Raw genomic sequence first — 15,445 nt, 5'->3', positions numbered from 1 at the left:
CCTCGGGATCGTCCTCGTCCGTCCCTCCGGGCGGACGCTCTGCCGAGTGTGCCGGGCCGCCCGGGGGCCGCCCAGACCTTCGCCCGACGTAAGACGGCCGTGCCTACCACTGGCGGGGCCAGTCTCACGGACGGGGGATCGGGGATACTGACGGGCATGGACGAGTACCCAGTCGAGGGGAACACCGCCCCCCGCACGGACACCGCCCCCGCTCCCGGGACCACCCCTGATTCGGACACCGCCCCCGGAGCGGCATCCCTCCCCGGGGCCGAACCGCCGCTCGACCGGCGCGCGGAGCTCAGCGAGTTCCTGCGCACCCGGCGCGCACGCCTGAAACCCGAGGACGTCGGCCTGCCCGACTTCGGGCGGTACCGGAGGGTGCCGGGCCTGCGCCGGGAGGAACTCGCCCAGCTCGCCGGGGTCTCCGTCGCCTACTACACCCGCCTGGAACAGGGGCGCGGTCGGGGCGTGTCCACGGAGGTCCTCGACGCGATCGCACGGGCCCTGCGGCTGACGGCCGCCGAGCACGCCCACCTGACCCACCTGGCCCAGCCGAAGCGGCACGGCGGGAAGCCCGCCGCGCGTACGCAGCAGGTGCGCTCCTCCCTGCGCCAGCTGCTGGACACCCTGACCGGGGTGCCCGCGTACGTGATCGGCCGCCGGTCGGACATCCTCGCCTGGAACCGGATGGCGGCGGCGCTGTTCGGCGACTGGGGCGCGCTGCCGCGGCGGGAGCGCAACTGGGCGCGCCTGGTGTTCCTGCGCCCGGACTACCGCGAACTGTTCGTGGAGTGGGACGGCAAGGCGTCCGACGTGGTCAGCCATCTGCGCATGGACGCGGGGTGCCACATGGAGGACGCCCGGCTGGCGGCCCTGGTCGGCGAGCTGTCGATGAAGAGCGACGTGTTCCGGCGGCTGTGGGCGGAGCACGACGTGAAGGAGAAGGGGCACGGGGTCAAGCGGATCCGCCATCCGGTGGTCGGTGAGATGACGCTGTCCTTCGAGACCCTCACCCTGCCCCACGACCCGTACCAGTCCCTGGTGACCTACCACGCCGAGCCGGGGTCGCCGTCGGAGGAGGCCCTGCGGCTGGTCGGGAGCTGGGGTGCTGACACGTCCTGTCTGGACACGTCGTCGCCCCCGTCGTGAGGACGCGGCGGCGCTCCCCGCCTCCGGTGCGCGAGGGCTCAGTCCCGGGGAAGGCCGATGTGGTAGGCCTTGCGCAGCGTCTCGTGGACGGTCCAGGTGGTCCGGTCGCCCTCGCGCAGGACGCAGGCGTCGCCCGGGCCGACCTCCAGGGTCGGGCCGCCGTCCACCTCGATGGTGGCGCGCCCGCTCACCACGACGAAGAGCTCGTCGGCCTCGGTGTCGGTGACCACGCCCGGCGTGATCTGCCACAGGCCGCGGATCTGGGTGCCGTCGGCGGACTCCCACAGCACCCTGCCGGTCACCACGGGGTCACCGGAGACGATCTGCCCGGGGTCGAGCGGCTCCGGCTCCAGCTCGGCGTCGGGAACGTGCAGGGTGAAGGGGGCGGTGGCCTGGTCGTTCGTCGTCATGGCAGGCAACACTAGCCCGGTGGCGCCGCCCCGGAGGGAGACAGGGTGTCAACGATCCCGTGGAGTGCCGGACACCCCGTCAGGGGCGGCGGTCGGGGATCATCCGGCGGCGGTGCCCAGCAGGTCGAGCAGGTCGTCGACGAGGTCGTCCGGGTCCGCCCTCCCCTTGCCCTCCCGGGTCAGGTGCCCGGTCAGGTGGAGGGCGATCGCCCCGTGCACCACGGCCAGCAGGAGCGCGGTGCGCCGTTCCGGGTCGCCGCCGGGGATGACCCCGTCGCGCTGGCACTGGCCGACCACGGCCGTCAGCGCGGACCGGGCCCGGCCCGCGGAGCGGTCGAGGTCCTCCTGTGGGCGGGTCCAGGATCCGAAGACCAACCGGAACCGCACCGGGTGGTCCAGGGCCCAGGCGGTGTAGGAGCGCAGCACCGTCCGCAGGGCGTCCTGGGAGTTCCGGGACTGGCGTGCGGCACCGTCGACGACCTCGCTCAGCCGTTCGAGTTCGCGCGCGGCCACGGCGGCGAGCAGCGCCTCCTTGTCGGCGAAGTGCGTGTGGGGCGCCATGTCGGACACCCCGGTCAGCCGCCCGGCCTCCCGCAGCGTGACCGCGTCGATCCCGCCCGAGTCCAGGAGGGCGCTGGCCGAGGTCACCAGGGCGGTACGCGTGTCCTTGGGCATACGGAACATCCTCGCACAGCGCGGGGGAGCGGGCCCGGTGCCTCAGGGGGCCGGGCCGACCACGGCCACGCCTGTTCCCGCGACGGCCGAACACCGGACGACCGTATCGCCGGTGCGGAACCCATCGCGGGGGGTGTGGTGTGCCTTGTGAACCGCCCCTGTTTTCGTCCCCGGCCCGGAACAACTCCGGCCCCCGGAGCGTTGTCACTCCCGGTCGCCGCTGCCGAACGCCGCCGCTGCGGGGCCGAGCCGGGTGAAAAACCGGTTGCCCACCCTCATAACCTTGAGAACTGATGAGCACCACCACGCCCGCGCCCGGCGCGGACACACTGCGATCCCGGTTGCGCGACCTCATGCCGACGGACCGGCACCGGCTCCGCCGCCGTATCGACGGCCTGGCCAAGATCCGCGACGAGCGCCGCCGCGCCTCCGTGACCGAGCAGATCGGCCGGGACATCGACGAGGCCGCCCTGCGGGTGGACCTGCGCCGCGAGGCCGTGCCCGAGCTGACCTACCCGGAGGCCCTCCCGGTCAGCGCCCGCCGCGAGGACATCGCCGAGGCCATCCGCGACCACCAGGTCGTCATCGTCGCCGGTGAGACCGGCTCCGGTAAGACCACGCAGCTGCCCAAGATCTGCCTGGAGCTGGGCCGCGGCGTCATGGGCACCATCGGCCACACCCAGCCCCGCCGCCTGGCCGCCCGCACGGTCGCCGAACGCATCGCCGACGAGGTCGGCACGCCGCTCGGCGAGACCATCGGCTACAAGGTGCGCTTCACCGACTCCTCCGGCGACAGCACGCTGGTCAAGCTGATGACCGACGGCATCCTGCTCGCCGAGATCCAGCACGACCGCATGCTGCGCGCCTACGACACGCTCATCATCGACGAGGCCCACGAGCGCAGCCTCAACATCGACTTCCTCCTCGGGTACCTCAAGCAGCTGCTGCCCAAGCGCCCCGACCTCAAGGTCGTCATCACCTCGGCGACCATCGACCCCGAGCGCTTCTCCCGCCACTTCGACGACGCCCCCATCGTGGAGGTCTCCGGCCGCACCTATCCGGTCGAGGTCCGCTACCGGCCGATCTCCGACGAGATCCTCGACCCTGAGGAGAGGAACCCCGGGGGCGGGACCGACCGCGACCAGACCCAGGCGATCCTGGACGCCGTCGACGAACTGGGCCGCGAGGCCCCCGGCGACGTCCTCGTCTTCCTCAGCGGCGAGCGCGAGATCCGCGACACCGCCGAGGCCCTGGAGAAGAAGAAGCTCCCCAACACCGAGGTCCTCCCGCTCTACGCCCGCCTCTCGGTGGCCGAGCAGAAACGCGTGTGGAGCTCCCACCGGGGCCGACGCGTCGTGCTGGCCACCAACGTCGCCGAGACCTCGCTGACCGTCCCCGGCATCAAGTACGTCATCGACCCTGGCACGGCGCGCATCTCCCGGTACAGCCACCGCACCAAGGTGCAGCGGCTGCCGATCGAGGCGGTCTCCCAGGCCTCGGCCAACCAGCGCAAGGGCCGCTGCGGCCGGGTGTCCGAGGGCATCTGCGTCCGGCTGTACTCGGAGGAGGACTTCCTCTCCCGCCCCGAGTACACCGACCCCGAGATCCTGCGCACCAACCTGGCCTCGGTCATCCTCCAGATGGCCGCGCTCGGCCTGGGCGACGTGGCCGCCTTCCCGTTCGTGGACGGCCCCGACCACCGCCAGATCAAGGACGGCGTCAACCTCCTGACCGAGCTCGGCGCCCTGCACCCGGACCCCTCGGGGAAGAAGCGCCGCCTCACCGCCACGGGCCGCCGCCTGGCCCAGCTGCCGATCGACCCCCGCCTGGGCCGGATGGTGCTGGAGGCCGAGGAACGGGGCTGTCTGGCCGAGGTCCTGGTGATCACCTCGGCACTGTCCATCCAGGACCCGCGCGAGCGCCCCACCGACAAGCAGCAGCAGGCCCAGGCCTCGCACGCCAGGTTCGCCGACAAGGAGTCGGACTTCCTGGCCTACCTCAACCTCTGGCGGTACCTGCGCGAGAGGCAGCGCGAGCTGTCGGGCAACCAGTTCCGCCGGCTGTGCCGCGAGGAGTTCCTCAACTACCTGCGCGTCCGCGAGTGGCAGGACATCCACGGCCAGCTCAAGCAGGTGCTGCGCTCCATGGACGTGGAGGTGCCCCGCCTTCCCGAGGACGCGGTCGACACCCGGTCGGTGCACATGTCCCTGCTGGCCGGACTGCTGTCGCACGTCGGCCTCAAGGACCCGGACAAACACGAGTACCTGGGCGGGCGCGGCGCGCGGTTCGCGATCTTCCCCGGGTCGTCGCTGTTCAAGAAGCAGCCGCGCTTCGTCATGGCCGCCGAGCTGGTGGAGACCTCCAAGCTCTGGGGGCGCATGGTCGGCAGGATCGAACCGGAGTGGGCCGAGGAGCTCGCCGGGGACATCGTCAAGCGCAACCACAGCGAACCGCACTGGGAGCGCAAGCGCGGCGCGGTCATGGCCTTCGAGCGCGTCACCCTCTACGGGGTGCCGATCGTCGTGCAGCGCAAGGTGCAGTACGGGCGGATCGACCCGGTGCTCTCCCGCGAGCTGTTCATCCGGCGCGCGCTGGTCGAGGGCGACTGGGACACCCGGCACCACTTCTTCCACGACAACCGCAAGCTCCTGGAGGAGGTCGAGGACCTCGAACACCGGGCGCGCCGCCGCGACATCGTCGTCGACGACGAGGCGCTGTTCGCCTTCTACGACCGCCGCGTCCCGGAGCACGTCGTCTCGGCCGCGCACTTCGACTCCTGGTGGAAGAAGGAGCGCCGGACCGAGCCCGCCCTGCTCGACTTCACCCGCGACGAGCTGATCAACGACGGCGCCGGTGACGTCAGCGAGGACGACTACCCCGACGTGTGGCGTCAGGGGCCCTTCGCCTTCCCGCTCACCTACCAGTTCGAGCCGGGCAGCGCCGCCGACGGCGTCACCGCGCACATCCCGCTCAAGGTGCTCAACCAGGTCGAGGCCGACGGGTTCGACTGGCAGATCCCCGGTCTGCGCGACGACCTGGTCACCGCGCTGATCCGCTCGCTGCCCAAGCCGCTGCGCCGCAACTTCGTCCCCGTCCCGGACCACGCCGCCCGGGCCCGCGCCGGACTCGTCCCCTACCAGGGGTCCCTCGTGGACGCACTGGCCGAGGAGCTGACCCGGATGGCGGGGGAGAAGGTGCCCGCGAGCGCCTTCCAGCTGGACCGGGTGCCCGACCACCTGCGCATCACCTTCCGCGCGGTGGACGGAAGGAACCGGTCCCTCGCCGAGGACAAGGACCTGGAGAGACTCCGCGCCAAACTCAAGCCCAGACTCCGGGAGGCGATCTCGGCCGAGGCCAAGGGCGTGGAGAAGAAGGGGCTCACCTCCTGGGACTTCGGCCCGCTGGAGCGCACGCTGGAACGCAAGGCGCTCGGCCCCAAGGTCAAGGGGTACCCGGCCCTGGTGGACGAGGGCGACAGCGTGGCCGTGCGGATCTTCGACACCCAGCCCGAGCAGCGCGCCGCCATGTGGGCGGGCACCCGCAGGCTCCTGCTGCTCAACATCCCCTCTCCGGCGCTCGCGGTGAGCAAGGGGCTGAACAACCCGGACAAGCTCGCCCTCGCCGACAACCCGCACGGGTCGGTCAAGAAGCTCATGGCCGACTGCGAGGCCGCCGCCGTCGACCACCTGCTGGCCCGCGAGGGCGGTCCGGTGTGGAACGCCGAGGACTTCGCCAAGCTCGCCGACCGGATCAGGGCCGACCTCGGTGACGCCCTCGACGACCTGCTGCGCAAGGTGGCCCGGGTGCTCGCGTTGTGGCGCAAGGTGGCCAAGAAGGTCAAGGGCACCACGTCCCTGGCCGTGCTGCCCTCGCTCAACGACGTGCAGGGCCAGCTCGGCGACCTGGTCTCGGAGGGTTTCGCCACCCGGACCGGCCTGTCCCGCCTGGACGACCTGCACCGGTACCTGCGCGGTGTGGAGTACCGGCTGAACAAGCTGGCGGAGAACCCGCGGCGCGACCAGGTGAACATGGCCAAGGTCGAGCAGATGCGCCAGGCGGTGCGCAAGGTCGCGGGCGCGCTGCCCGCCGGGCGCGCGGCCGACGGGGACGTGGCCGAACTGCGCTGGATGCTGGAGGAGTACCGGATCAGCCTGTTCGCGCAGGAGCTGCGGACCGCCTACCCGGTCTCGGACAAGCGGATCATGAAGGCGCTGGAGGCGGTGAAGACGGCCGGACGATAGCATGCCGCTGGTGGTATAGACCACTTTCGGCGGATGTGCGAAGGAAACGAGGTTGCTCGGTGGACCAGCGGTGGCGTCTCCTCTTCGTGGGTACCTACACCCCGGACTCCGACCCGCCAGGCAAGGGCGAGGGCGTCCACCGGGTCTGGTTCGATCCCGTGACGGGGGAGCTGACCGACGGCGGCGTCGCCGCGCGTACCCCCGGACCGTCCTTCCTGACGCTCAACACCGCGTCCGAGGGGGCCGGGGGCTACGCGGTCTACGCGGTCAACGAACGTGCCGAGGGCACGGTCACCGCCTTCCGCGTGTCGGGTGCGGCCACGCTCACCGAACTGGGCTCCGTGCCCTCGGGCGGCGGATCGCCGTGCCACGTACTCTCCACGGGTTCCGAGCTCGCGGTGAGCAACTACGCCGACGGTGTCGTGACCTTCCACGACCTGGCGCCGGACGGTGCCCTGGGGGTGCGCACGGCGCGGTTCGGGCACATGGGCGGCGGCCCGGTCGCCGACCGCCAGGAAGGACCGCACGCGCACAGCGCGGCACGCGTGGGCGATCACGTGCTGGTGGCCGATCTGGGCACCGACGACCTGCGCGTGTACTCCCGTGAGGGCGCCGTCGGAGCAGTCGGGCTGCCCGCCGGCACCGGTCCGCGCCACATGGCGGTGGCCCCCTCGGGTACCCACGTGTACGTGTCCGGTGAGCTGGACTCGCGGGTGCACGTCGTGCGCTGGGACCGAGGCACGGGCTCCGGCGAGCACCTGGGATCGGTCCCCGCCACCGCCCAGGAGGCCGCCGGAACCAATTTCCCCGCCGAGATCACCGTGCACGGTGATCGCGTGTACGTGTCCAACCGGGGCGCCGACGTGCTGTCCACCTTCGCCGTCCATGACGGCGGGGACCGGTTGGAGCACCTGGCCGACACGCCGCTGGGCGCGTGGCCGCGCCACTTCACCGTCGTACGCGGCCACCATGGCGACCCCGACCACGTCGTGGCCGCGGCCCAGAACGGGGGCTCCCTGATGTCCCTGCGGGTGGATCCCGGGACGGGGATCCCCGAGGACACGGGTCACCGTCTGGCGCTCCCCGATCCGGTGTGCGTGCTCCCGGTTCCGATCAAGCGCGTCCGACGCGCCGGGGGCCAGGACGCCTAGAGGCCTTCGCGTGCCCCTCCCCGGTATCCCGGTGCCGCTCCGGGGCGGGGCGGCGGGCCGGTGGCCCAGTCTCCGCTCTCCTCGGCGGACCGCCGTGGCGTTACGTGCGATATGAGGCATTTTCACTACTATGAGTGAATTAATGATCACAGAGTGAGAATGGAGCGGTCGGCCGCCCGACGTTCCCTGGTCACCGCGGCGTCGCTGGTCCTGGCGGCGGGCGCCCTCTCGGCGGCACCGGGTTTCCGGGGCTGGTGGCCCACGTCCCACGCCGTGGGCGCCGTCACGGTCAACCCCGTCGCGCCCGCACGCGGTTTCAACGCCATCTCCGAGGGTGACACCTACCTGTCCGGCACCGAGTCCGAGGGTCCGATCGCGGTCGGCGGTGACCTGGCGTTCGGATCGCAGTACAGGGTGCGCATCGACGATGCCGGGACCGTCCAGGGCCAGGGGGAGACGAACCCGGTGGCGCTGCTGGTGCGCGGCGGGCTGGACTTCGCCGCCAGCGGATCCTCCGCCGAACTCAGCGTCCCCACCAGCGGCTACGTCAAGATCGGCTCGCTCGACAACGCCGGGGTGCACACCACCGACCTCAACGGAGCCCAGGTCAACACCCGGATCACCCCGGAGGGGACCGGTTACGACGGCACGCCGAGGGTCCAGCTGAGCACCCGGCAGCCCGAGGCCTCGGTCGGTGCCGACGCTGACCTCATCGACTTCGGCCGGGCCTTCGCCGACTTCCGCTCCTACTCCTCGGGCCTGTCCGCGTGCGTCACCACGGTCCGCCTGACCAACGCCAACGGTGACGTCGAGTACGACCCGAACGACATCCCGCCCGGAGCCGACGTGCACGTACACCTCACGCCGGGTGAGCAGAACGTCCTCAACATCACGGGAGAGGCCTTCAACTCCCTCGCCCAGCTCACCTTCGACGACCCGCCGACCGCGGACACACCACTGATCATCAACGTCGACACCTCGGGTACGGGCGGCGCCTTCACCTGGGAGGGTCCCACACCGGCAGGTGCGAGCGGTGCCACCGCGCCCTACACGCTGTGGAACTTCAACGGAGCCGACGCGGTCACGATCCCCCAGGGGGTCGACAGCGTCGAGGGCACGGTCTACGCCCCGGACGCCGACGTCGCCCACTACTCGGCCGCCAACATCGAGGGCACCGTGGTCGCCGGGACCTTCACCCAGGACCTCGGCGGGCCCCGGACGGCCACGCGTTTCCTGGAACTGCACTACCACCCGTTCGACACCGAGGTGTCCACGTGTGACGCGGGTCCCGAGCCCCGACCGACGCCGTCTCCGACACAGTCCCCGGAACCGAGCCCGGAGCCGTCGCCCAGCCCGAGCCCCGAGCCCCGACCGACACCGGAGCCGTCACCGACGCCCTCGCCGACGTACCCGTACTACCGTCGGTGACCGTCAGCGCCGGGCTCGCGGAGTTCTTTCCGAGCCGAGGCTTCGACCGCGCCGAGTATCGGCTCACCCGTGGTCCTCGGCTCGGCAAGGGACCGTCTGCCCATGGGCCCGGGCATCGATGGCCGGGCTGTCCGCGATGTCCTCCGGCTCTTCCACCTATGCGGCGCGGACGAGCCCCGGGCCATGGCCGGTGATCGGGCGCCGCATCGGCCTGGTCGGGGTACCAGCCGCTCCGACGGGTGCGGACGGGCCCGGATCCTCTCGATCCGGGCCATCTGTCCTTCCCCGGCTCCGACCGGGCCGCCCTCCTGACCTCCCTCCGCGCGGACGCCACCTTCCACCGGGAGTGACGCGCGTCTCAGGCGAACCCCCACAACACCGGGGCGCGGCCTTCTGTGCGCCCCGGCCTACACCCGAGAACCGGGCATACCGGACAATAGTTGGGATCCATCACCCGCTACCTCCCTGAGGGGAACCCCGCATGCCCACCCCCACGACCACACACGTCCGCTACAAGGGCCTGACCGCCCGCGACCTGTCGCTCATCGCCGTCTTCGCCGCCCTCATCGCGGCCCTGAGCGTCTCCGTGGCCATCCCGATCCCCTTCTCCCCCGTGCCGATCACCCTCCAGACGCTCGGCATCATGCTCACCCCCACCCTCCTGGGCTGGAAGCGCGGCACCCTCGCCGTCGCCACCTTCCTCGCCCTCGGCCTGGCCGGACTCCCGCTCTTCGCGGGCGGACGCGGCGGCCTCGCCGTCCTGGCCGGACCCTCCGCCGGATTCATCGTCAGCTGGATCTTCGCCGCCCTCGTCATCGGCGTCCTCACCGATCTCATGATCCGCGGCGGAAAGTACTCCTTCTGGAAGGGCCTGGGGATCAACCTGGTCGGCGGCATCCTCGTCATCTACGCGATCGGTGTGCCCTGGATGGCGGTCGCCCTCGGCGACGGCGTCCTGGCCGCCGGACTCTCGATGCTCGTCTACCTGCCCGGCGACGCCGTCAAGGCCGTGGTCACCGCCCTCATCGCCGTCACGGTCTTCCGCGCCTACCCGATCCCGCCCGCCGGACGCCCGGTGCTCGAAGAGGCCGCCTGATGCTCCGACTGGAGGGGGTGTCCCACTCCTACGACGGCCGCGCGGTACTGCGCGACGTCACCCTCGATCTCGCCGAGCACCGCATCGGCGTGATCGGGGCCAACGGGTCCGGCAAGTCCACACTCGCCCGTACCCTCAACGGCCTCGTCGTCCCGGACGCGGGCACGGTGTCCCTGGGGGAGTGGAACACCCGGCGGCACGCGAAGCGGGTCCGCCGTCGGGTGGGGTTCGTCTTCTCCGACGCCTCGCACCAGATCATCATGCCCACGGTGGCCGAGGACGTGGAGATCGGCCTGCGGTCGCTGCGCCTGGGCGCCGAGGAGACCGCCGGAAGGGTGGACCGGATCCTGGAGCGGTTCGGTCTGGACGGCCACCGCGACCACCCCGGACACCTGCTGTCGGGCGGCCAGAAGCAACTCCTGGCCCTGGCGTCGGTACTGGTCACCGAACCCGACGTACTGGTCTGCGACGAGCCCACCACCCTGCTCGACCTGCGCAACACCCGGATGGTGCACCGCACCCTGGAACGCCTCGACCAGCAGGTCGTCCTCTTCACCCACGACCTGGACCTGCTCACCGGCTTCGACCGCGTGCTCGTCATCGACGACGGACGCGTGGTCCTCGACGGTGCTCCGGGAGAGGCGGTGCCCTTCTACGTGGACCGGATGGAACGGCCGGACCGGGAGGAGACAGACCGGTGACCGGCCTCTACGTGCCGGGTTCGGGTCCGCTGCACCGGATCCCGGCCGGTCCCAAGCTCCTGGCGCTGCTGGTCGTCGGTGTCGCCCTGATCGTGGCGGACCACCACTGGCCGGCGGTCGGTGCGCTCGCCGCCGCCCTCGTCCTGTACCCGGTCGTCGGACTGCCACCGCGCCACGCGCTCGGGGCCCTGCGCGTCCTGTGGCCGTTCCTGTTGGCCATCGGTGTGTTCCAGACGCTGTTCGGCGACTGGCAGACGGCCCTCCGGCTCTGCGCACAGCTGGCGGCCCTCGTGCTGCTGGCCAACGCCGTCACGCTCACGACCCGTGTCGGTGAGATGCTCGGCCTCTTCGAGCGCCTGGCCCGACCACTGCGCCGCGTGGGCGCCAACCCCGACCGCGTCGCCCTGGTCCTGGCACTGACCGTGCGCTCCATCCCCATGGTTCTGGTGGCCTGGCGGACCGCCCGTGAGGGCTATGTGGCCCGGGGCCTGTCGGGACGTCCGTACCTGCTGGTGGTGCCGGTGATCGTCCAGCTGCTCCGGATGGCGGACGCGACCGGCGAAGCGCTCGTGGCACGCGGCATCGACGAGGAGACGCGCCGTCAGGGGTGACCGAGGGGTGTGCGTTCCGAAACGAGTCCAGATCCTGCCATACCGATTCAATATCGGCTAAGTCCGGCGCCCGTCTACGGGTAGATAATGGGCAAAACAGCCCATTCCTCCCCGCCAACGGACCGGTGATAGCGTGCCCCGGCGCCCTCCCGCCGACTCGCGCACCTGGCCGCACGCGCTCGCGGCGGTCACGGTGGCCGTGACCATGGCCCTCGCCCTACCGGGGGCGGGCTCCGCCGCACGGGGGGACCCCGAACCGGGACCGCCGGGCACCGCGGTCGCCGACGGTGTCGCTCCCCTCCCGGGGCCGCCCCCGCGGCAGACGCCCGGACCGGTGGTCGGGGGCTCCGTTCTCACCCCGGAGCAGCGGGGCGACCTCTCCGAACGGGTCGCGGCGATCATCGAGGAACACGGTGTGCGGTGCGGTGTCGCCGTGCAGGACCTGCGTACGGGAACCACCTTCAGCCACGCGGCGCACGAACGGTTCCCCATGGCCAGCAGCGCCAAGCTGACCATTCTCACCCTGCTGCTCCTCCGCGCCGGCGAGGAGGGCCGCGAGCTGACCGCCTCCGAGCGCGCCCGGGCGGAGCGGATGATCCGCTACAGCGACAACGGGGTCACCGACGGCCTCTACGCGCGCCTCGGCTTCACCGAGGGCTTCACGGAGGGGGCCGGGACGCTCGGCCTCAGGGGTACCGAACCGCACCCGCGCGGCGTCTGGGGTGCCACCCGCACCACCGCGTCCGACCAGATCCGCCTGCTGCGCGCCCTGTACACCGACCAGGGGCCACTCTCGGAGGAGGACCGCGACTACGCGCGCGGCCTCATGGAGTCCGTCGCCCCCGAACAGGCGTGGGGGATCAGCGCGGCGGCCGGTTCCGGCGACACGGTCGGTCTCAAGAACGGCTGGGTCCCGCGGGAGAGCAACGGCGGGTTGTGGAACATCAACAGTGTCGGCTACGTGGTGGGCCCCGAGCACGGGTACCTCATCGCGGTCCTCTCCGACGGCCACCCCGGCTACGCGGGCGGTGTCGACCTGGTCGAGGAGCTGGTGTCCGTCGTGGTCGGGGAGTTCGAGGCCCCCGGGAACCGGGCGGAACCCGGGGGCGCGGAGGCGGTCGTCGGGTGAACCGCCGCCGTGGCGGAGATCAGTCGAGCGGGCCGCCAGCGACGTAGATGACCTGGCCGGACACGAACCCTGCCGCCTCACCGGTGAGGAAGGCGATCGTGTTGGCGATGTCGTCCGGCTCCCCCACCCGGCGGACCGGGATCTCGGCGGCCTTGAACTCCTTCATGGCGTCGTAGTCGACGCCGACGCGCTCGGCCGTGGCCCGGGTCATGTCGGTCTCGATGAACCCGGGCGCCACCGCGTTGCAGGTGACGCCGAACTTGCCCAGTTCGATCGCCAGGGTCTTGGTGAAGCCCTGAAGGCCGGCCTTGGCCGCGGAGTAGTTGGCCTGGCCGCGGTTGCCCTGCGCCGAGGAGCTGGACAGGTTGACGATCCGGCCCCACGTGTGCTCGGTCATGTGCGCCTGGGCGGCCCGGCTCATGAGGAACGCGCCCCGCAGGTGCACGTTCATCACGGTGTCCCAGTCCTCCACCGACATCTTGAACAGCAGGTTGTCGCGCAGGACACCGGCGTTGTTCACCAGGATCTGCGGCGGTCCGAGGCGCTCGGCGACGGTGTCGACCGCGGCGGCCACCTGGTCGGCGTCGGACACGTCACAGCCCACCGCGAGAGCCCGGCCGCCCTCGGCGGTGATGCGGTCCACGACCTCCTGGGCGTCCGACTCCTTCAGGTCCAGCACGGCCACGGCCCGGCCCTCACGTGCCAGCCGTTCGGCGGTGGCCGCGCCGATGCCTCGGGCGGCGCCGGTCACGATGGCCACACGGGGTGTTGGGGACATGGTGTTACCTCCAAGGTTCACGAGGTGGGCGCGGGGGAATCCTATCCCCATCCCTACCGGTCGGTAGGTAGTAGGGGTGGTGTGAACGTGTCGTGCCGGAAGCCCCTGACATGCGCCGGAAACCTCGCCGGGGATGGGTGTCCCTGTTTCCCTGCACATTGTCAGGGCTTGGCCTACGATTGCCTCCAAGGCCAGGGTGCACGTGCATTCGAACCGTGCAGCAGCACGCGCCAGCGGAGTGACGTGCTGTTCCCCGAGTGCGGGGCGCGGGTTTCGCGGCGATTTCCGTGAGCGCGGGGCGAACGGGTTCGGGGCGCACGCACCGGGGAGGAGTGGAAGGCATGGAGTGTGCGGAGGCGGTGGCGGAACCGGCCGGTGGCTGGTGGTTCAGGGTCCTGAAGCACGGTTCCAGCCGGTGGAACACGCCCGTGTGCGGTGACCGGCACGACGCCGTCACGTGGGGCTTCGAGCCCAGGCCGTACGCCGTGGGCGCCGCACGCGAGATATCCGAGGTCCTTCTCCGCGAATGGGAGATGGGGTACTTGTCCGACGATGTCTCGGTCGTCGTTTCCGAATTGGTGACCAATGCGGTCCGGCACGGCGGTCCCCTGCCGGTGTCCCGGCCGGGCGAGGGCGGTATTCAGCTCTCCCTCATGCGCAGCGGCCGCGAATTCATCTGCGCGGTTCGCGACGGCGGGGAACGGTGGCCCAGGAGAAGGCAGGCGGACCTGACCCTCGAAGGGGGGCGGGGGCTTGCACTCGTCAGTGCTTTCGCGCGAGAGTGGGGAGTGATTCCGACACCCCCCAGCGGAAAGTTCGTTTGGGCGCAATTCGTGTGACGTGCCGCCCGGCCCCGGCGGGCGGCCGCCCGCCGTCCGCGGCCGCGACCGGTCGAGGGGCGGTCGGACACGGGACAGTGACCGGATGTGGCTCCGCGCGTACGGAGACCGTGGCTATATCGTGTACGTGTGGTGTCCCGGCCGCACGGCAAAGGAGTCCCACCGGTCCGGATACCCTTGTTCGAGGAATGTACAGAGAGGCGGCGAACGTGGATATCGCTCGATTGCGCAAGGGGAGTGGCCCCACCGTGCGTCGCATGCTCCTCGGGCACGAGCTACGGCAGTACCGCGAACAGCGCGGTATCACCCGTGAGGACGCGGGGAACCGGATTCGCGCGTCCGCGTCCAAGATCAGCCGGATGGAACTCGGCCGGGTCGGTTTCAAGCTTCGGGATATCGAGGACCTCCTCAAGATGTACGGGGTCACCGACCGCAAGGTCATCAAGCAATTCCTCGAAGTGGCCCGCGAATCGAACAAGCCGGGCTGGTGGAAGGAGTACGGCGACTCCCTGCACAAGTGGTTCGTCCGCTACGTGGGTTTCGAGGAGGCCGCCGACCACATCCGGATCTACGAGTCCCAGTTCGTGCCGGGTCTGCTCCAGACCGAGGAGTACGCGCGCGAGATCATCTCCGGCGGCGTGGAGACCGACATGGTCACCGAACAGCGGATCGAGGCCAGGCTGCGCAGACAGCAGCGGCTCGACCGCGACAAGGACATGCGCATGTGGGTCATCCTCGACGAGGCCGCGGTCCGTCGGCCCATCGGGGGCAAGCCGCGCGGCCGGGAGATCATGCGCGGCCAGATCAGGCGCCTGATCGAGTTCTGCAAGGACTACGACAACATCACCCTCCAGATCGTCCCCTTCGTGGTCGGCGCGCACGCCGCGGAGGCGGGATCGTTCACCCTGCTCCGCTACTCCGACTTCGAACTCGCGGACCTGCTCTACCTGGAGCAGCTCACCGACGGGGAGATCGTCGACCGCCGGAGCGTGGTGGAGGCCTACACCAAGGCGATGACCAGGCTGAGCGTCGCGGCGGCCACGCCGGACGAGACCCTGGAGATGCTTGAGGAGATGCTGGCGGACCTGGAGAGGGACTGACCGCCGACCCGTCTGCCCGGGGAGCGGCGCCCGTGTCCGGCGTCCCGTGTGACCGCGGCCCCGTCGGTCCTGGGGGCTCCACCGCCGCGGTGGAGCCCCCAGGTGTGGCGGCGGCCCGCCCGGGGTGAGAGAGGCCC

At 71.1% G+C, this 15,445-nt stretch carries 13 protein-coding genes; 10 read left to right on the top strand and 3 right to left on the bottom strand.

Features of this window, described 5'->3' with window-relative positions; translation table 11 throughout:
* The first annotated feature begins 156 nt into the window (after positions 1-156).
* A complete protein-coding gene (locus ACTVAJ_RS15020) occupies positions 157-1,149 on the top strand; it encodes a helix-turn-helix domain-containing protein (RefSeq protein WP_470388762.1) in 993 nt (330 codons plus the stop codon).
* Positions 1,150-1,187: 38 nt separating this feature from the next.
* Here the strand turns inward: ACTVAJ_RS15020 and ACTVAJ_RS15015 are convergent, their stop codons facing one another.
* Both ACTVAJ_RS15015 and ACTVAJ_RS15010 read right to left on the bottom strand, forming a co-directional pair.
* Complete coding sequence (locus tag ACTVAJ_RS15015; protein WP_470388761.1) at positions 1,188-1,559, bottom strand: cupin domain-containing protein; 372 nt, start codon at positions 1,557-1,559, stop codon at positions 1,188-1,190.
* 99 nt (positions 1,560-1,658) lie between these two features.
* The gene (locus ACTVAJ_RS15010; protein WP_470388760.1) at positions 1,659-2,234 is read right to left on the bottom strand and encodes a TetR/AcrR family transcriptional regulator; all 576 of its coding nucleotides are present in this window, start codon (positions 2,232-2,234) and stop codon (positions 1,659-1,661) included.
* A gap of 293 nt (positions 2,235-2,527) precedes the next feature.
* On the opposite strand from ACTVAJ_RS15010, the gene hrpA reads away from it, so the two are divergent.
* The 7 genes from hrpA to ACTVAJ_RS14975 all read left to right on the top strand — a co-directional run bounded on the left by hrpA (position 2,528) and on the right by ACTVAJ_RS14975 (position 12,591).
* On the top strand, positions 2,528-6,475 hold the full coding sequence (gene hrpA, locus ACTVAJ_RS15005; protein ID WP_470388759.1) for an ATP-dependent RNA helicase HrpA: 3,948 nt from the start codon (positions 2,528-2,530) through the stop codon (positions 6,473-6,475).
* A 59-nt stretch (positions 6,476-6,534) separates the two neighbouring features.
* Positions 6,535-7,626, top strand: a complete 1,092-nt coding sequence (locus ACTVAJ_RS15000; RefSeq protein WP_470388758.1) for a lactonase family protein — start codon at positions 6,535-6,537, stop codon at positions 7,624-7,626.
* Between the two features lie 159 nt (positions 7,627-7,785).
* Positions 7,786-9,054 carry a collagen-binding domain-containing protein gene (locus ACTVAJ_RS14995; protein WP_470388772.1) on the top strand — a complete coding sequence of 423 codons (1,269 nt, stop codon included), beginning with the start codon at positions 7,786-7,788 and terminating at the stop codon, positions 9,052-9,054.
* 481 nt (positions 9,055-9,535) lie between these two features.
* Positions 9,536-10,150, top strand: coding sequence for a biotin transporter BioY (locus ACTVAJ_RS14990; RefSeq protein ID WP_470388757.1), 615 nt, complete (start codon positions 9,536-9,538; stop codon positions 10,148-10,150).
* Positions 10,150-10,851 carry an energy-coupling factor ABC transporter ATP-binding protein gene (locus tag ACTVAJ_RS14985; RefSeq protein ID WP_470388756.1) on the top strand — a complete coding sequence of 234 codons (702 nt, stop codon included), beginning with the start codon at positions 10,150-10,152 and terminating at the stop codon, positions 10,849-10,851. The genes ACTVAJ_RS14990 and ACTVAJ_RS14985 overlap by 1 nt, the downstream gene beginning before the upstream one ends.
* Complete coding sequence (locus ACTVAJ_RS14980) at positions 10,848-11,462, top strand: energy-coupling factor transporter transmembrane component T family protein (protein ID WP_470388755.1); 615 nt, start codon at positions 10,848-10,850, stop codon at positions 11,460-11,462. Before ACTVAJ_RS14985 ends, ACTVAJ_RS14980 begins: the two co-directional genes overlap by 4 nt.
* 133 nt (positions 11,463-11,595) lie before the next feature.
* Complete coding sequence (locus ACTVAJ_RS14975; RefSeq protein WP_470388754.1) at positions 11,596-12,591, top strand: serine hydrolase; 996 nt, start codon at positions 11,596-11,598, stop codon at positions 12,589-12,591.
* A gap of 19 nt (positions 12,592-12,610) precedes the next feature.
* On the opposite strand, the gene ACTVAJ_RS14970 is transcribed toward ACTVAJ_RS14975, so the two are convergent.
* On the bottom strand, positions 12,611-13,369 hold the full coding sequence (locus tag ACTVAJ_RS14970; protein ID WP_470388753.1) for an SDR family oxidoreductase: 759 nt from the start codon (positions 13,367-13,369) through the stop codon (positions 12,611-12,613).
* 341 nt (positions 13,370-13,710) lie between these two features.
* Between ACTVAJ_RS14970 and ACTVAJ_RS14965 the strand changes: the two genes are divergently transcribed.
* Together ACTVAJ_RS14965 and ACTVAJ_RS14960 are read left to right on the top strand one after the other, a co-directional pair.
* Positions 13,711-14,208, top strand: coding sequence for an ATP-binding protein (locus ACTVAJ_RS14965; protein WP_470388752.1), 498 nt, complete (start codon positions 13,711-13,713; stop codon positions 14,206-14,208).
* Between the two features lie 257 nt (positions 14,209-14,465).
* On the top strand, positions 14,466-15,308 hold the full coding sequence (locus ACTVAJ_RS14960; RefSeq protein ID WP_470388751.1) for a helix-turn-helix domain-containing protein: 843 nt from the start codon (positions 14,466-14,468) through the stop codon (positions 15,306-15,308).
* Positions 15,309-15,445 lie beyond the last annotated feature (137 nt).

The sequence above is a fragment of the Nocardiopsis sp. KDC1DS13DA1 genome, assembly GCF_055632325.1.
This window is presented reverse-complemented; position numbering and strand designations above follow the sequence as displayed.